Origin of the sequence: Achromobacter sp. Marseille-Q4954 (assembly GCF_943737025.1) — a bacterium.
GTDB classification, from domain to species: Bacteria; Pseudomonadota; Gammaproteobacteria; order Burkholderiales; family Burkholderiaceae_B; genus Achromobacter; species Achromobacter bronchisepticus_A.
In genome coordinates, this window is the sequence record NZ_CALSFQ010000001.1 from 1,883,145 (window position 1) to 1,898,485 (window position 15,341).

The 15,341-nt window shown below is 68.0% G+C and carries 11 protein-coding genes; 3 read left to right on the plus strand and 8 right to left on the minus strand.

Features of this window, described 5'->3' with window-relative positions; genetic code table 11:
• Positions 1–8: 8 nt before the first annotated feature.
• The 7 genes from NGK62_RS08820 to NGK62_RS08850 all read right to left on the minus strand — a co-directional run bounded on the left by NGK62_RS08820 (position 9) and on the right by NGK62_RS08850 (position 9,360).
• Positions 9–1,178, minus strand: a complete 1,170-nt coding sequence (locus NGK62_RS08820; protein WP_251878048.1) for an acyl-CoA dehydrogenase family protein — start codon at positions 1,176–1,178, stop codon at positions 9–11.
• 2 nt (positions 1,179–1,180) lie between these two features.
• The gene (locus NGK62_RS08825) at positions 1,181–2,038 is read right to left on the minus strand and encodes an enoyl-CoA hydratase family protein (RefSeq protein WP_042796271.1); all 858 of its coding nucleotides are present in this window, start codon (positions 2,036–2,038) and stop codon (positions 1,181–1,183) included.
• A gap of 41 nt (positions 2,039–2,079) precedes the next feature.
• Complete coding sequence (locus tag NGK62_RS08830) at positions 2,080–2,871, minus strand: SDR family NAD(P)-dependent oxidoreductase (RefSeq protein WP_251878050.1); 792 nt, start codon at positions 2,869–2,871, stop codon at positions 2,080–2,082.
• Positions 2,868–5,219, minus strand: a complete 2,352-nt coding sequence (locus NGK62_RS08835; RefSeq protein ID WP_059379144.1) for a bifunctional salicylyl-CoA 5-hydroxylase/oxidoreductase — start codon at positions 5,217–5,219, stop codon at positions 2,868–2,870. Before NGK62_RS08835 ends, NGK62_RS08830 begins: the two co-directional genes overlap by 4 nt.
• Before the next feature lie 394 nt (positions 5,220–5,613).
• The gene (gene ilvD, locus NGK62_RS08840) at positions 5,614–7,482 is read right to left on the minus strand and encodes a dihydroxy-acid dehydratase (protein WP_059377972.1); all 1,869 of its coding nucleotides are present in this window, start codon (positions 7,480–7,482) and stop codon (positions 5,614–5,616) included.
• Between the two features lie 107 nt (positions 7,483–7,589).
• Positions 7,590–8,405 carry an AraC family transcriptional regulator gene (locus NGK62_RS08845; RefSeq protein WP_059377979.1) on the minus strand — a complete coding sequence of 272 codons (816 nt, stop codon included), beginning with the start codon at positions 8,403–8,405 and terminating at the stop codon, positions 7,590–7,592.
• A gap of 64 nt (positions 8,406–8,469) precedes the next feature.
• Positions 8,470–9,360, minus strand: coding sequence for a LysR family transcriptional regulator (locus tag NGK62_RS08850; protein ID WP_251878052.1), 891 nt, complete (start codon positions 9,358–9,360; stop codon positions 8,470–8,472).
• A gap of 113 nt (positions 9,361–9,473) precedes the next feature.
• Between NGK62_RS08850 and NGK62_RS08855 the strand changes: the two genes are divergently transcribed.
• Together NGK62_RS08855 and NGK62_RS08860 are read left to right on the plus strand one after the other, a co-directional pair.
• The gene (locus NGK62_RS08855) at positions 9,474–10,019 is read left to right on the plus strand and encodes a GNAT family N-acetyltransferase (RefSeq protein WP_251878054.1); all 546 of its coding nucleotides are present in this window, start codon (positions 9,474–9,476) and stop codon (positions 10,017–10,019) included.
• The gene (locus NGK62_RS08860; protein WP_118931685.1) at positions 10,016–11,206 is read left to right on the plus strand and encodes an MFS transporter; all 1,191 of its coding nucleotides are present in this window, start codon (positions 10,016–10,018) and stop codon (positions 11,204–11,206) included. The genes NGK62_RS08855 and NGK62_RS08860 overlap by 4 nt, the downstream gene beginning before the upstream one ends.
• A gap of 33 nt (positions 11,207–11,239) precedes the next feature.
• Here NGK62_RS08860 and queC read toward each other — a convergent pair whose 3' ends face one another.
• Positions 11,240–11,959: a 7-cyano-7-deazaguanine synthase QueC gene (gene queC, locus NGK62_RS08865; protein ID WP_118931684.1), complete on the minus strand. Its 720-nt coding sequence runs from the start codon at positions 11,957–11,959 to the stop codon at positions 11,240–11,242.
• A gap of 223 nt (positions 11,960–12,182) precedes the next feature.
• On the opposite strand from queC, the gene ppc reads away from it, so the two are divergent.
• On the plus strand, positions 12,183–15,032 hold the full coding sequence (ppc, locus tag NGK62_RS08870) for a phosphoenolpyruvate carboxylase (RefSeq protein WP_251878056.1): 2,850 nt from the start codon (positions 12,183–12,185) through the stop codon (positions 15,030–15,032).
• The last annotated feature ends 309 nt before the right edge of the window (positions 15,033–15,341 follow it).

A 15,341-nucleotide genomic window follows, 5' to 3' on the forward strand; every position in this document is an offset into this window, starting at 1 on the left:
TGGCTGCCTTACGCCTTCAGCAGTTCACGGGCAATGATCAACTTCTGCACTTCTGTCGCGCCTTCGTAGATCCGCAGCGCGCGTATTTCCCTGTAAAGCTTCTCCACCGGCATCCCCGACACCACGCCCGCGCCGCCGAACATCTGCAGCGCGCGGTCGATCACGGTCTGCGCCGATTCCGTGGCGGTCATCTTGGCCATGGCCGCTTCGCGCGTGGTGCGCTGCTTCAGCACGTCGCGCATCCAGGCCGCGCGGTATGTCAGGAGCGCCGAGGCGTCGATGGCGGTCGCCATGTCGCCCAGCGCGGCCTGCGTCAGCTGCAGGTCCGACAGCGTCTGGCCGAACATGCGGCGCGACTTGGAACGCGCCAGCCCTTCGTCCAGCGCGCGGCGCGCGAAACCCAGCGCGGCGGCCGCTACCGAGGCGCGGAAGATGTCCAGCGTCATCATGGCCAGCTTGAAGCCCTGGCCCGCGTCGCCCAGCCGGTGCGACGCCGGAATGCGGCAGTTGTCGAACGTGATGGTCGCCAGCGGGTGCGGAGCGATCAGGTCGATGCGTTCGCTGACCTCGAAGCCCGGCGTATCGGCATCCACCACGAAGGCGCTGATGCCGCGCGCGCCGGGCGCTTCGCCCGTGCGCGCGAACACGCAATAGAAGTCCGCGATGCCGCCGTTGGAAATCCAGGTCTTGGCGCCGTTCAACACATAATGGTCACCGTCCAGCGTGGCCTCGCAGGCCAGCGCGGCCACGTCCGAGCCGGCGTCGGGCTCCGACAGCGCAAAGGCGGCGATGGCTTCGCCGCGCGCCACGCGCGGCAGATAGCGCTGACGCAGTTCGTCCGAGCCCATCAGCGAAATGGCGCCGCTGCCCAGGCCCTGCATGGCAAAGGCGAAATCGGCCAGCCCTTCATGGCGCGCCAGGGTTTCGCGCAGGATGCACACCGCGCGGGAATCCACTTCCGGCAGCGCGCCGCCCCAGGCGCCGCCGGGGCCGCCCGCGACCGCGTAGCGCAGCCAGCCGGCCTCGCCCATGGCGCGCACCAGCTTCTTGCAGGCCGCGTCGGCGTCATGGTGATCCACGTCCCCCAGGGACGCTTCGCACCAGGCGTCGACCTCGCGCGCCAGCTTGCGGTGCGCATCGTCGAAAAACGGCCAATCCAGCCAGCTTGCGTCGCGCATGCTCAGTCCCCTTGGAACACCGGTTTTTGCTTGGCCACGAAGGCCTCGTAGGCGCGACGGAAATCGCGCGTCTGCATGCAGATGGCCTGGGCCTCGGCTTCGGCCTCGATGGCCTCGTCCACCCCCATGTTCCATTCCTGGTGCAGCAGCTTCTTGGTCACGCCGTGGGCGAAGGTCGGACCCGCCGCCAGCTGCGCGGCCAGCGTCTGCGCGGCGTCGGCCAGCGCGCCGGGTTCATGCAGGGCATTGAAGAAGCCCCAGCTGGCGCCTTCTTCCGCCGTCATGGCGCGGCCCGTGTAGAGCAGTTCGGACGCGCGGCCCTGGCCGATCATGCGCGGCAGCAAGGTGCATGCGCCCATGTCGGCGCCGGCCAGGCCGACTCGCGTGAACAGGAAGGCGGTGCGCGCGGCGGGCGTGCCCAGGCGCATGTCCGAGGCCAGCGCCACCATGGCGCCGGCGCCGGCGCAGATGCCGTCGACCGCCGCCACGATGGGCTGCGGGCAAGCGCGCATGGCCTTGACCAGATCGCCCGTCATGCGGGTGAAGTCCAGCAGCTCGGGCATGCTCATCTTGGTCAGCGGACCGATGATCTCGTGCACGTCGCCGCCCGAGCAGAAGTTGCCGCCCGCGCCCGTCACCACCACGACCTTGATGTCGGTGGCGTACACCAGCGCGCGGAACAGGTCGCGCAACTCGGCGTAGGAATCGAACGTCAGCGGGTTCTTGCGCTCGGGGCGATTCAGCGTCACCGTGCCGATCTTGCCGTCGGCCGACACCTGCCACAGGAACGTCTTGGCCTGGTAGCCGGCGAACGGACGCTTGTGGTGTTTCATGGTGTGCTCTTCGGGCTGGGTGCTCATGGTGTCTCCGTTCGTGAATTGGGGTGGATGGGGCGCCGGCTTCAGCCGGTCATCACTTCGCCGCCGTCTACGGCGATGGCCTGGCCGTTGACCGAGGCCGAAGCCGGCAAGGCCAGCCAGGCGACCGTCTCGGCCACTTCCTCGGGCTGCACCAGGCGGCCCTGGGGGTTGCGCTCGGCCAGCTTGGCGCGCGCGGCGTCCGGCGTCATGCCGGTCTTGTCGACGATGTTCGACACCGCGCCGCGCACGATGTCGGTTTCCGTGTAGCCAGGGCATACGGCGTTGACCGTGACGCCCTTCTGCGCCGTTTCCAGCGCCAGCGAACGGGTCAGGCCGATCACGCCGTGCTTGGCCGCGCAATAGGCGGTGACATAGCCGTAGCCGATCAGGCCCGCCGTGCTGGCCACGTTGATTACGCGGCCCCATTTTTCCTGCAGCATGCCGGGCAAGGCCGCCTGGATGCAGTGGAAGGTCCCGGTCAGATTGACGTCCAGCATCGACTGCCACAGCGCCGCGTCGGTGCGGTCAAAGCGCTGGCTGACGGCCTGGCCGGCGTTGTTCACCAGCACCAGTACCGGACCGAACTCGGCCTCGGCCTGGGCGAAGGCCGCCCGCACCGAGGCTTCGTTGGCGATGTCGGCGCTGACGGCCTGCACCTGGCCCAGGCTGGCCAGGCTGTCGGCCGCGGCGTCCAGCGCGGCGCCGTCGCGGCCCAGCAGCGTGACGCGCGCGCCGCGCTGCAAGAGCGCCCGGGCGCAGGCCAGCCCGATGCCGCGGGCGCCGCCCGTCACCAGGGCGTGGCGTCCGGCCAGCGGGAGCGGAGTTGCGTTCATTTGATATCCAGTTGCGCCATCGCGGCGGCGCGTTCGAAGTTGGTTTCCAGTTGGCGCTTGCCGGCGAAGTACTGGCTCGGCCACGAAACATCACGGTAGCCCACTCGCGCGGCTTCGCGTAGCGTCCAGGAGGCGTCAGCCAAATGGGGACGCGCCAGCGCGCAAAGGTCGGCGCGGCCCGAGGCGATGATGCCGTTGGCGTGGTCGGCCTCGAAGATGGCGCCCACCGCGATGGTCGGGATGCCGGCCTCGTTGCGCACGCGGTCCGCGAACGGGGTCTGGAACATGCGGCCGTAGACCGGCTTTTCTTCCTTGCTGACCTGGCCGGACGAGCAATCGATCATGTCGGCGCCGGCAGCCTTGAAGTGGCGCGCGATCTCCACCGCGTCATCGGCCGTGATGCCGCCTTCGACCCAGTCGCTGGCGGAAATCCGCACCGACATGGGCTTGTTCTCGGGCCATACCGCGCGCACGGCATGGAACACCTCCAGCGGGAAGCGCAGGCGGTTCTCCAGGCTGCCGCCGTATTCGTCGGTGCGATGGTTCGTGAGCGGCGAAATGAAGCTGGACAGCAGGTAGCCGTGCGCGCAGTGCAGCTCCAGCCAGTCGAAGCCGGCCTGCTCGGCGCGGCGGGCGGCGGCCACGAAGTTGTCGCGCACGTCGTCCATGTCGGCGCGCGTCATGGCGCGCGGCGTCTGCGACACGCCTTCGATGTAAGGCAGGGCCGACGCCGACAAGAGCGGCCAGTTGCCTTCGGCCAGCGGATGATCGATCTTCTGCCAGCCCAGCTGCGTGGAACCCTTGCGACCGGCGTGGCCCAGCTGCAGGCCGATGCGGGCATCGCTGTTGCCATGCACGAAGCCGACAATGCGGGCAAACGCGTCGCGCTGCTCGTCGTTCCAGAGGCCCGGGCAGCCCGGGGTGATGCGGCCGTCCGGCGACACGCAGGTCATCTCGACCATGACGAGGCCCGCGCCGCCCATGGCGCGCGCGCCCAGGTGCACCAGGTGGAAGTCGCCCGGCACGCCATCGGTGCAGGAATACATGGCCATCGGCGACACCAGAATGCGGTTCTTCAGCCGCACGCCGCGCGCCTGATAGGGCGTCAGCATGGGGATCGCGGGCCGCTGGCCAGGCGCGGCGGCAGCGCCGGCGCGTTCCGCGATCCAGCGCTCGAAGCCTTCCAGCCAGGCCGGGTCGCGCAGGCGCAGGTTTTCGTGCGAGATCCGCTGCGAACGGGTCAACAGCGAATAGGCGAACTGTTCAGGCTCCAGGTCGGCATAGCGCTCGACGTTCTCGAACCATTCGGTGGAGTTGCGGGCGGCGTTCTGGATCTTCAGCACTTCGACGCTGCGCACTTCCTCGTAGTGCTTCAGGCCGGCTTCGACGCTGCCTTCGGCGCCGCTCAGGCAGCGCGCCAACTCGATCGCGTCTTCCAGGGCCAGCTTGGTGCCGGAGCCGATCGAGAAGTGGGCGGTGTGGGCGGCGTCGCCCATCAGCACCACGGGCACGCGGCGCTCGCCGCGGGCGGTATCCAGCTTGTTCCAGTGCACCCAGGTATTGCAGATGACGCGCGGGAAGCGGATCCAGATGGCCGAGCCGCGCAGGTGCGTGGCGTTGCTGATCAGCGGATTGCCGTCCAGCCAGGGCGCGAACAGCTTTTCGCAGTAGGCGATGCCCTCTTCCTGGCTCATCTGCTCGATACCGGCGGCCTGCCAGGTTTCCTCGGGCGTTTCCACGATGAAGGTGGACATGCCGTCTTCGTAGCGGTAGGCGTGCGCCTGGAACCAGCCGTGCTCGGTCTGGACAAAGGCGAAGGTGAAGGCGTCGAACACCTTCTTGGTGCCCAGCCACACGAAGCGGCAGCGGCGCTGGTCGATGTCCGGATGGAAAGTGTCGGCGTAGCGGGTCCGGACCTGGCTGTTGATGCCGTCCGAGGCGATGACCAGGTCGGCGTCGTATTCGCGGGCGATGGCCTGGTCGTCCTGGATGAACTGTTCGAACACCAGCTTCACGCCCACGTCCTCGCAGCGCGCCTGCAGGATGTTCAGCAGCTTCTTGCGGCCGATGCCGATGAAGCCGTGGCCGCCGCTGCGAATGCTGCGGCCCTTGAAGTTGATGTCGATGTCGTCCCAGTGGTTGAAGGCGTCGCCGATGGTCTGGGCGGAAACGGGGTCGGCTTCACGCAAGTTCTGCATGGTGGCGTCGGAGAACACCACCCCCCAGCCGAAGGTGTCGTAAGGGCGGTTGCGCTCGATCACGGTGACTTCGTTGGCGGGGTCTTGCAGCTTCATGAGCAGACCGAAATACAGGCCGGCGGGGCCCCCGCCGATGCAGACTATTTTCATTGCCGTAGCGCTCCGTGGTAAGCGACATCCGCTCTGAATTCCTGGAGCTGGCGGCCGCAGATATTTAAACCTGGATAGTTTAGGCTTGAAATATATACCTGAAGGTCCCGAGGCGCAAATGGGGAAAGTATCTAGATACTTTGAGCCCCTAAATAGGGACGCGCTTGCCGCCTCCGCTACGGCATTCGCGCCAGCGAACACAATAGAAATGAAAGAAATCACGTATGTCATTATTGGCCGCCCGCGCGGCCAATAATGACGGGCACCAAAAGCCCCGCCCCCGACGGCACCCACACCGGCACCCACACGGCGTCAACACCAACCAGCACTCACCAAACGACCAAAAAAAAGCGGCGCTAAAAAGCGCCGCCCTCTTACCAACCAGCAAGCAAAATCAACGCTTGCCCTTCTGCTTCAGCTGCGACAAATCCCGCACAGCCCCGCGATCCGCCGAAGTCGCCAACGCCGCATACGCCTGCAGCGCCTGCGACACGACACGTTCGCGGCCGACCGGCTCCCAGCCGTCAGCACGAGCATCCATGGCCGCCCGGCGGCGCGCCAGTTCCTCGTCGGACACCGCCAGATGCATCTTGCGGTTCGGGATATCGATCTCGATCACGTCACCCTCTTCCACCAGGCCGATCGTGCCGCCTTCCGCCGCTTCCGGCGAAGCATGGCCGATCACCAGACCCGACGAACCGCCCGAGAAACGGCCATCCGTGAACAGCGCGCAAGTCTTGCCCAGGCCCTTGGACTTCAGGTACGACGTCGGATACAGCATTTCCTGCATGCCCGGACCGCCCTTCGGGCCTTCATAGCGGATCACCACCACGTCGCCCGGAACGATCTGGTCGCCCAGGATGCCTTCCACCGCATCGTCCTGGCTTTCGAAGACGCGCGCGCGGCCGGTGAAGACCCATTGCGACTCGTCCACGCCCGCCGTCTTGACGATGCAGCCTTTCTCAGCCAGATTGCCGTACAGCACGGCCAGGCCGCCATCCTTGGAATAGGCGCTTTCCTTGCTGCGGATGCAGCCCGTCTTGCGGTCGGTATCCAGCGTCAGGAAGGTTGCGTCCTGGCTGAACGCCACCGTGGTCGGAATGCCGCCCGGAGCCGCACGGTAGAACTTCTGCGCCTCTTCGCCAGCGCCGCCGGCCACGTCCCATTGCTTGATTGCGTTGCCCAGCGTGCCGCTGTGCACGTTGCCGCAGGACAGGTCCAGCAGGTCCGCGCGCGCCAGTTCACCCAGGATGCCCAGGATGCCGCCAGCGCGGTGCACGTCTTCGATGTGGTACTTGTCGGTGGCGGGCGCCGCCTTGCACAGGCAGGGCACCTTGCGCGAAATGCGGTCGATGTCGGCCATGGTGAAGTCCACGCCCGCTTCCTGCGCCGCGGCCAGCAAGTGCAGCACGGTGTTGGTCGAGCCGCCCATGGCCACGTCCAACGCCATCGCGTTCTGGAACGCGCTCTTGGTGGCGATGCTGCGCGGCAGGACCGACTCGTCTTCTTCCTGGTAGTAGCGGCGGCACAGGTCCACCACCAGGCGGCCGGCCTGTTCGAACAGCCCCTTGCGCCAGGCGTGCGTGGCGACGATGGTGCCGTTGCCCGGCAACGCCAGGCCGATGGCCTCGGTCAGACAGTTCATCGAGTTGGCGGTGAACATGCCGGAACAGGAGCCGCAGGTCGGGCAGGCGCTGCGTTCGACTTCGGCCACTTCGGCATCCGACACCTTGGGGTCGGCGGCCTTGATCATGGCGTCGATCAGGTCGATCTTGGCGATGACCTTGCCATCGGTGGGCGACTTGACCTTGCCCGCTTCCATCGGACCGCCCGACACGAACACGACCGGGATGTTCAGGCGCATCGCGGCCATCAGCATCCCCGGGGTGATCTTGTCGCAATTCGAGATGCAGACCATGGCGTCGGCGCAATGCGCGTTGACCATGTATTCGACCGAGTCGGCGATCAGTTCGCGCGAGGGCAGCGAATACAGCATGCCGCCGTGGCCCATCGCGATGCCGTCGTCCACGGCGATGGTGTTGAATTCCTTGGCGACGCCGCCTGCGGCCTCGATTTCCTTGGCGACCAGTGCGCCCAGGTCGCGCAGGTGCACGTGGCCCGGCACGAACTGCGTGAACGAGTTCACTACCGCGATGATCGGCTTGCCGAAGTCGCCGTCCTTCATGCCGGTGGCGCGCCACAAGGCGCGGGCGCCGGCCATGTTGCGGCCGTGGGTCGAGGTGCGGGAGCGGTAGTGCGGCATGGTTTGTCTCTGGCTGTAGCTGTTAGCGTAGGCGGCAAAACGTTAAATAATACGCTGGTTCGGGCCGCGCCCGCCCGCTGGCCGCCCCCGGGCCGCGGCCGCGGCCATCAGGCGGACGCCATGCCACGGGCCGCAAAGGCGCTGGGCGGCTCGCCCACGGCCTTGCGGAACATGGCCGCGAAGGCGCTGGGGCTTTCGTAGCCCAGGTCCAGCGCCACCTCCAGCACGCGCTCGCCGCGCGCCAGCCGCTCCATCGCCGCCAGGAGCCGCGCCTGCTGGCGCCAGCGGCCGAAAGTCATGCCCGTATGCCGCAGGAACAGGCGGTGCACGGTCTTCGGGTCCACCCCCAGCGCGCGCGCCCAATCGGCCGCGCCGTCCTGGCGTTCCGGGTGGCGCACGATGGCCCGGCAGATGCGCGCCAGGCGGGGCTCGGCGGGCTGCGGCAGATGCAGCGGCAGCACCGGCTCCTGGCGCAATTCATCCAGCAGCAGCATCATCAGCCGGCCGTCGCGCGTGTCGGGCGCCCAGTCCAGCGGCACCTCGGCGGCCGCGACCATCAGCTCCCGCAACAGGGGGGAAATCGACAACACACAGCAGCTGGACGGCAAGTGCGCGGCCGCGCCGGGCTCGACGAACACGGTGCGCATGCGCGGCTCGCCGCTCATGCGCAAGCCGTGCGATACCCAGGCCGGCACCCAGACGCCGCGCGTGGGCGGCACCACCCAGATCCCGGCGTCGGTATCCACCACCATCACGCCGGAGATCGCATAGAGCAATTGGGCGCGGCGGTGGCGGTGCCGGCGGACGCGATGGCCGTCTTCGTAATCCACTGCCAGCCCGGCCACCGGACGCCGCGAGGACTCATAGGGAAACAGGTCCAGCTCTGCGGGCTTGTAGGGCTTGCGGGCAGCAGGCTTGTCCATTTTGCGATGATTACGATTCAAGTGGCGTGGAATGGTCTGCGCCAGTGTACCCACGTCCTCGGATTCATCCACGCAACGCCAGCAGCGACTCCTGCAGATGCCGCAACCCCCGGCTGAGCGGTTTGTCCCGCCGCAGCACGATGGCCAGGCTGCGCGCCAGGCGCGGCGCCAGCGAGCGCACCTCCAGCGCCTGGCGCCGGCCCGCGCCCGACACCGCCAGCCTGGGCAGGATCGCGCAGCCCAGGCCGGCGGCGACGATCTCCTTCATGGCTTCGGTGCTGCCCAGCTCCATCACGGGCTTGGCGGCCAGCCCGGCGTCCTCGAACCAGTCGTCCACCAGGCGGCGGGTGCGCGCGCCCGGTTCGAACAGCACCAGCGGCAGCTGCGCCAGCGCCTGCGGCGTGGCGGCCGCGGGAATGGCGGCAGCATCGCCGGCGGGAAAGATCGCCACGAACTCGTCATCCAGCACCGGCGTGACCTGGAACATGCGTCCCGGCGCGGGCAAGGTGACCAGGCCGATATCGAGCGTGTTGTTCTCCAGCCCGCGCAGCATGTCCGCCGTATTGCCGGTGCTGGCCACGATGTCCAATGCCGGAAAGCGCCGCCGCAGATCCGCCAGGATAGGCGGCAGCAGATAGGTGCAGGCGGTAGCGCCCGTGCCCAGCCGGACCCGGCCGGACACCTGCGACGCATGCGCGGTCATGGCAAGTTCGGCCTGCGCCAGCGCCGCGTCGATGACGCGCACGTGCGACAGCAGCTCCAGCCCTGCCGCTGTCGGCCCGGCGCGGCGGCCGATGCGTTCCACCAGCTTCATGCCGAAGCGCCGCTCCAACTGGCGGATTTGCAGGCTGACGGCGGGCTGCGTCACGCCGCCCCGCTCCGCGGCGGCGGAAAAACTGCCCAGTTCGATCACCTGCGCAAAGGTGCGCAGGTGGTCCAGGTTGAGACCGCGCATCGCTCAATCCAAAGTTTTACTTATACAAATCATAATGGACCAAAGCTTTATTAATAAATAAGCTTGCGCGACACTGGCGGCTTCTATTTTTCTTTCCTGCTCACGGCCCGCCCATGTCGTCCCCCGCTCCCACCGTCCTCATCCGCGACAGCGCGGAAGCCGACCTTCCCGCCATCAAGACCATCTACGCCCACCACGTGCTGCACGGCACGGCCTCGTTCGAGCTGGAGCCGCCGTCCATCCAGGAAATGCGCCAGCGCCGCGGCGCCGTACTGGAAAAGGAAATGCCCTATCTGGTGGCCGAGATCAACGGCGAGGTCGTGGGTTATGCCTACGTCACGCCTTACCGCCCGCGCCCGGCCTACCGCCACACGGTCGAAGATTCGGTGTACGTGAAGGCGGGCCGCTCCGGACTGGGCATCGGCGGCAAGTTGCTGGCCGCGCTGATCGAACGCTGCACCGCCGCCGGCTGGCGCCAGATGCTGGCCGTGGTGGGCGACAGCCGCAACGCCGCGTCGCTGGCGCTGCACGCCAGCCAGGGCTTCCATCCCGCCGGCACCCTGCGTTCGGTGGGGCATAAGCACGGCGAATGGCGCGACACGGTGCTGATGCAGCGCGGGCTGGGCGAAGGCGACAACACGCCGCCGCAACGGCCGTGATTGCGCCGCGCGCCATCGTCTGCCTGGGGCTGACGCAACTGGTCGGCTGGGGCGTGACGTACTACCTGATCGGCGCTCTGGGACCCGCCATGGCCGCCGACCTGGGCTGGAACGCCGCCACCGTCTACGGCGGCTTTTCGGCGGCCATCGTGGTGATGGCCCTGGTGTCGCCGCTGGCCGGCATGGCCGTGGACCGCTGGGGCGGACATCGCGTCATGCCGCTGGGCGCGGTACTGGGCGCGCTGGGCTGCGCGGGCCTGTCGATCGCGCACGCCATCCCTTGGTACTTCCTGTCCTGGGCCGTGCTGGGCGTCGGCATGCGGCTGAGCCTGTACGACGCGGCTTTCGCCTCGCTGGCGCGCGCGGCCGGACCGTCGGCGCGGCGGCCCATGTCGCAGATCACGTTGTTCGGCGGACTGGCGTCCACGGTGATGTGGCCGGTAGGTCATGCGCTGTCGGGCTGGCTGGGCTGGCGCGGCGCGGCGTTGGCCTATGCCGGTCTGGCGCTGGCCACGGTGCCGCTTTACCTGGCGCTGCCGCGTGAACGCTATGCCGCGGCGCCCGGCAGCAAGGACAAGGCGCCCGCCGGCCTCACCCGCAACGCCGCCGAGCGCCGCCTGGCGGGCGCGCTGTACGCGCTGGTCGCCATGCTGACCAACTTCCTGGCGGCGGGCAACGCGGCCCATCTGATTTCATTGCTGTCGGGCCTGGGCTTGGCCGCGGCCGCCGCGGTCAGCGTCGCGGCCCTGTGGGGCGTCGGCCAGTTCGCGGCCCGTCTGGCCGATGTGGCGTTGGGCTCGCGCCTGCATCCGCTGACCTTGACCCTGGCGGTCGGCGCGATGCTGCCCCTGTGTTTCCTGCTGGCGCTGCTGTCCGGCGGCAACCTCTATGCCACCGCCGCCTACGCGCTGCTTTATGGCGCCTGCAACGGCCTCTTGACCATTACCCGCGGCACCCTGCCGCTGGCGCTCTTCGACTTCCGCAGCTATGGCACGCTGGTAGGTTCATTGCTGATCCCCAGCTTTCTGCTTACCGCCGCCTCGCCGGTCGCCTATGCCTACATCGTGGACAGCTACGGCGCGCGCGGCGCGATGGCGCTGTCGCTGGGCCTGGCCGCGGCTATCGGTGCGGCGGCGTTCGCGCTAAGGTGGAAGTTCATCGCCAGGACGCGCGCGGCATTAGCCTGAAGCGCCCGCCGCGCGATGGCGGCGGCCGGCGTTTCAGCCTTCGGCGGCGGAAGCCACCACCCATTTTTCCCAACCGATCTTGCGCAGCTTGCAGGCGGGACACTCGCCGCAACCGTAGCCCCAGTCATGGCGCGCGCCGCGCTCGCCCAGGTAGCAGGTGTGGCTTTCCTCGACGATGGTTTCCACCAGCGCGTCGCCGCCCAGCTGATGCGCCAGCGCCCAGGTCTCGGACTTGTCGATCCACATCAGCGGCGTCTCGATCGTGATCCGCGAGCCCAGTCCCAGGCCCAGCGCCACCTGCTGCGCCTTGATGGTGTCGTCGCGGCAGTCGGGATAGCCAGAGAAATCGGTTTCGCACATGCCGCCCACCAGCACGTCCAGCTGGCGCCGGTAGCCCAGCGCGGCGGCCAGCGTCAGGAACAGCAGGTTGCGCCCAGGCACGAACGTGTTGGGCAGGCCGTTGGCCTGCATCTCGATGGCGCGGTCGCTGGTCATGGCGGTGTCGCCCACCTGGCCCAGCACCTTCAGGTCCAGCAGGTGGTCCTCGCCCAGGCGCGGCGCCCAGTCAGGGAAGTTGCTGCGGATCTCGCGCAGCACGTTCAGCCGCGCGGTCAGTTCGATGTGATGGCGCTGCCCGTAATCGAACGCCACGGTTTCCACATGGGCATAGCGGTCCAGCGCCCAGGCCAGGCAGGTAGTGGAATCCTGGCCGCCCGAAAACAGCACGAGCGCGCGACGTTGATGATTTTGCATAAATGGGGGCTTCTGGAAAGACGAAGGGACTGAAGGCTTGTACGCACAGGTGACGGCCTGCCTTTAGTGTAAACATGCTGCTGGCGGACTTTAAACCGACGCCGGCGGCTGGCGTAAAAAGTCTGCGTAAAATCTTCCTGGTTCTTTTTCCCGGTTTACCTGCAACGCCTCTTCTTTCCCACCCCTTCCCCCTCTCTCAGCAGCCTCGACGGATCCCCGCCAGATGAATGCCATGCGCCCGCAGTCCGATTCAGCAGAACCCTTGCGTCACGATATCCGGCTATTAGGCCGATTACTGGGCACCGTCATCGAGGAATGTGAGGGCAAACGCGTCTTCGACACCATCGAAACCCTGCGCCGCACGGCCGTGAAGTTCCGCCGCGAAGGCAACGACGCCGACGGCAAATTGCTGGAGCAACGCGTCAAGCGCCTGCAAGGCAGCGACCCCAACTCGGTGGCGCGCGCCTTCAGCTACTTCCTGCACCTTTCCAATATCGCCGAAGACCGCGACCAGAACCGCCGCCAGCGCGCCCGCGCCATCGCCAGCGGCGCGCCCGAGCGCGGCAGCCTGCGCGACGCCGTGCAGACCCTGGGCCGCCAGGGCGTGGGCGTGGCCCGCATCCGCCGCCTGTTGGCCGAGGCCTGCGTGATGCCGGTGCTGACCGCGCACCCCACCGAAGTGCAGCGCAAGAGCACGCTGGACGTGCACCGCGAGATCGCCAGCGCGCTGACGCAGCGCGAAGGCACGCTGACGCCGGAAGAGCTGGCCGACCTGGACGCCTCCCTGCTCGGCCGTGTGGCCACGCTGTGGCAGACCCGCATGCTGCGCTACACGCGCCTCACGGTGGCCGACGAAATCGAGAACGCGCTGTCGTACTACCGCAGCACCTTCCTGCAAGTCATTCCCCGCGTGTACGGCGACCTGTCCAAGCTGCTGAGCCGCGAATCCGCCAAGCCCTTCGCCGCTCCGCCCGCGCCGCTGGAGCCCTTCCTGCGCATGGGCAGCTGGATCGGCGGCGACCGCGACGGCAACCCCAACGTCGACGCCAGCACCCTGGAACGCGCGCTGCTGCGCCAGGCCACCGTACTGTTCGAACACTATCTGCAAGAGGTCCACGCGCTGGGCGCGGAGCTGTCCGTCACCACCTTGCTGATCGGCGTGGATGCCGAACTGCTGGCGCTGGCCGACGCCAGCGGCGACGATTCGCCGCACCGCCGCGATGAGCCCTACCGCCGCGCGCTGGTCGGCGTGTACGCCCGCCTGGCCGCCACCGCGCAGCGCCTGACGGGCCAGGACCTGGCCCGCCGCAGCACCGTCGCAGCAAGCGCCTACGAAGGTCCGGAAGAGCTGTCCGCCGACCTGGCCGTGATCGCCGCGTCGCTGGCCGCCCACCATGGCTCGCCCATCGCCAAGCTGCGTCTGGCCGGCCTGCAGCAGGCCGTGGAAGTGTTCGGCTTCCATCTGGCTACGGTGGACCTGCGCCAGAGTTCCGACGTGCACGAGCGCGCGCTGGCCGAGCTGTTCGCCCTCGCGGGCACGCAGCGCGACGGCAAGCCGCTGGACTACCTGGCGCTTACCGAAGAAGAACGCGTCGAACTGCTGCGCGCCGAACTGGCGCAGGCGCGTCCGCTGGCTTCGCCCTGGATCGCCTATAGCGAAGACACCACGCGCGAACTGGCCGTGCTGCGCGCCGCCGCCGCCGGCCGCGCGCGCTACGGCAAGCAAGCCGTGCGCCAGACCATCGTGTCGCACACCGAAACCCTGAGCGACCTGCTGGAAGTGATGGTGCTGCAGAAGGAAGCCGGTCTCATCGCCCCCGCCGGCCAGGAGATCCTGCCCGAAGACGGCCTGATGGTGGTGCCGCTGTTCGAGACCATTCCCGACTTGCAGCGCGGCGCCGAGATCATGGCCGCCTGGCTGGACCTGCCCGAAGTCCGCCAGCGCGTGAAGCTGGCGCAGAACGGCGCGCAGGAGGTCATGCTGGGCTATTCAGACAGCAACAAGGACGGCGGCTTCCTCACGTCCAACTGGTCGCTCTACCAGGCCGAACGCGCGCTGGTCGACGTGTTCTCGGCCCGCAACGTGCGCCTGCGCCTGTTCCACGGCCGCGGCGGCTCGGTCGGACGCGGCGGCGGCTCCAGCTTCGACGCCATCCTGGCGCAGCCCCCGGGCACCGTGGCCGGCCAGATCCGCCTGACCGAACAGGGCGAAGTCATCCAGAGCAAGTACAAGGACGCCGAGGTCGGCCGCTGGCACCTGGAACTGCTGGTCGCCGCCACGCTGGAATCCAGCCTGGCGCCGCGCGCCGAAGCCACCAGCGCCGAAGACGCGCACATGGCCCAGCACGGCCCCGCCATGTCCTTCATGTCCGAAACCGCGCAGCGCACCTACCGCGGCCTGGTCTACGACACCCCGCGCTTCGCCGACTACTTCTTCGCCGCCACGCCCATCAGCGAAATCGCCGGCCTGAATATCGGCTCGCGTCCCGCCTCGCGCAAGAAGGGCCAGCGCATCGAAGACCTGCGCGCCATTCCCTGGGGCTTCTCCTGGGCGCAATGCCGCCTGATGCTGACCGGCTGGTACGGCATGGGCTCGGCCATCGAGGCCTATCTGGAAACCGGCGCCCCCGACGCGCCCCGCTCGCGCCGCGGCCGCCTGGCCCAGTTGCGCGAAATGGCGCGCGACTGGCCCGCCTTCCGCACGCTGCTGTCCAACATGGAAATGGTGCTGGCCAAGTCCGACCTGGCGATCGCCGCGCGCTACGCGCAGCTGGTGCCGCAGCGCGGCGTGCGCGAGCGCATCTTCGGCGCCATCAGCGCCGAGCACGGCCGCACGCTGGCCATGCTCAAGCTGCTGACCCAGCGCGAACTGCTGGCCGACAATCCCACGCTGCAGGCTTCGCTGCGCGAGCGCTTCGCCTACATCGATCCGCTCAATTACCTGCAGATCGACCTGATCCGCCGCCACCGCGCGGCGCAGAAGCATCCCGAGGCCGAAGTGGACAAGCGTGTGCAGCGCGCCATCCACCTGACCATCAACGGGATTGCGGCGGGGCTGCGCAACTCGGGCTGAGCCCGATCATTCCCGGGGATGGGGCCGCGCGCCGCGACACCCATCCCTTTCGCGCCCTTCCTTTGCGGCATCCCTCTTGCCGCCCCCTGCTGCCGTAGCCACCGCGTTCACTCCCGCCGGTGGCTTCCGTCCGCCGCCGTCCACCAGACGGACACCAAAAATTCCCCATTTGTCCGCCCCCCGCGACTTTTAGTACTATCTCTTTCAGAAATTCTATATACGCACAAATGTTCGTATATAGAACAAAACGATTTTTCTGGCCAGGCGCACAGGAAGGCACCCCGGAAGAGACAGAAAGCACCCTGGTTC

Bases quoted from the DNA above. Each gene is read 5' to 3' on its own strand.
- NGK62_RS08850 (WP_251878052.1), bottom strand. From the start codon at position 9,360: ATGCGCGGTCTCAACCTGGACCACCTGCGCACCTTTGCGCAGGTGATC.
- NGK62_RS08835 (WP_059379144.1), bottom strand. From the start codon at position 5,219: ATGAAAATAGTCTGCATCGGCGGGGGCCCCGCCGGCCTGTATTTCGGT.
- NGK62_RS08830 (WP_251878050.1), bottom strand. From the start codon at position 2,871: ATGAACGCAACTCCGCTCCCGCTGGCCGGACGCCACGCCCTGGTGACG.
- ilvD (WP_059377972.1), bottom strand. From the start codon at position 7,482: ATGCCGCACTACCGCTCCCGCACCTCGACCCACGGCCGCAACATGGCC.
- NGK62_RS08845 (WP_059377979.1), bottom strand. From the start codon at position 8,405: ATGGACAAGCCTGCTGCCCGCAAGCCCTACAAGCCCGCAGAGCTGGAC.
- queC (WP_118931684.1), bottom strand. From the start codon at position 11,959: ATGCAAAATCATCAACGTCGCGCGCTCGTGCTGTTTTCGGGCGGCCAG.
- NGK62_RS08855 (WP_251878054.1), top strand. From the start codon at position 9,474: ATGTCGTCCCCCGCTCCCACCGTCCTCATCCGCGACAGCGCGGAAGCC.
- NGK62_RS08825 (WP_042796271.1), bottom strand. From the start codon at position 2,038: ATGAGCACCCAGCCCGAAGAGCACACCATGAAACACCACAAGCGTCCG.
- NGK62_RS08820 (WP_251878048.1), bottom strand. From the start codon at position 1,178: ATGCGCGACGCAAGCTGGCTGGATTGGCCGTTTTTCGACGATGCGCAC.
- ppc (WP_251878056.1), top strand. From the start codon at position 12,183: ATGAATGCCATGCGCCCGCAGTCCGATTCAGCAGAACCCTTGCGTCAC.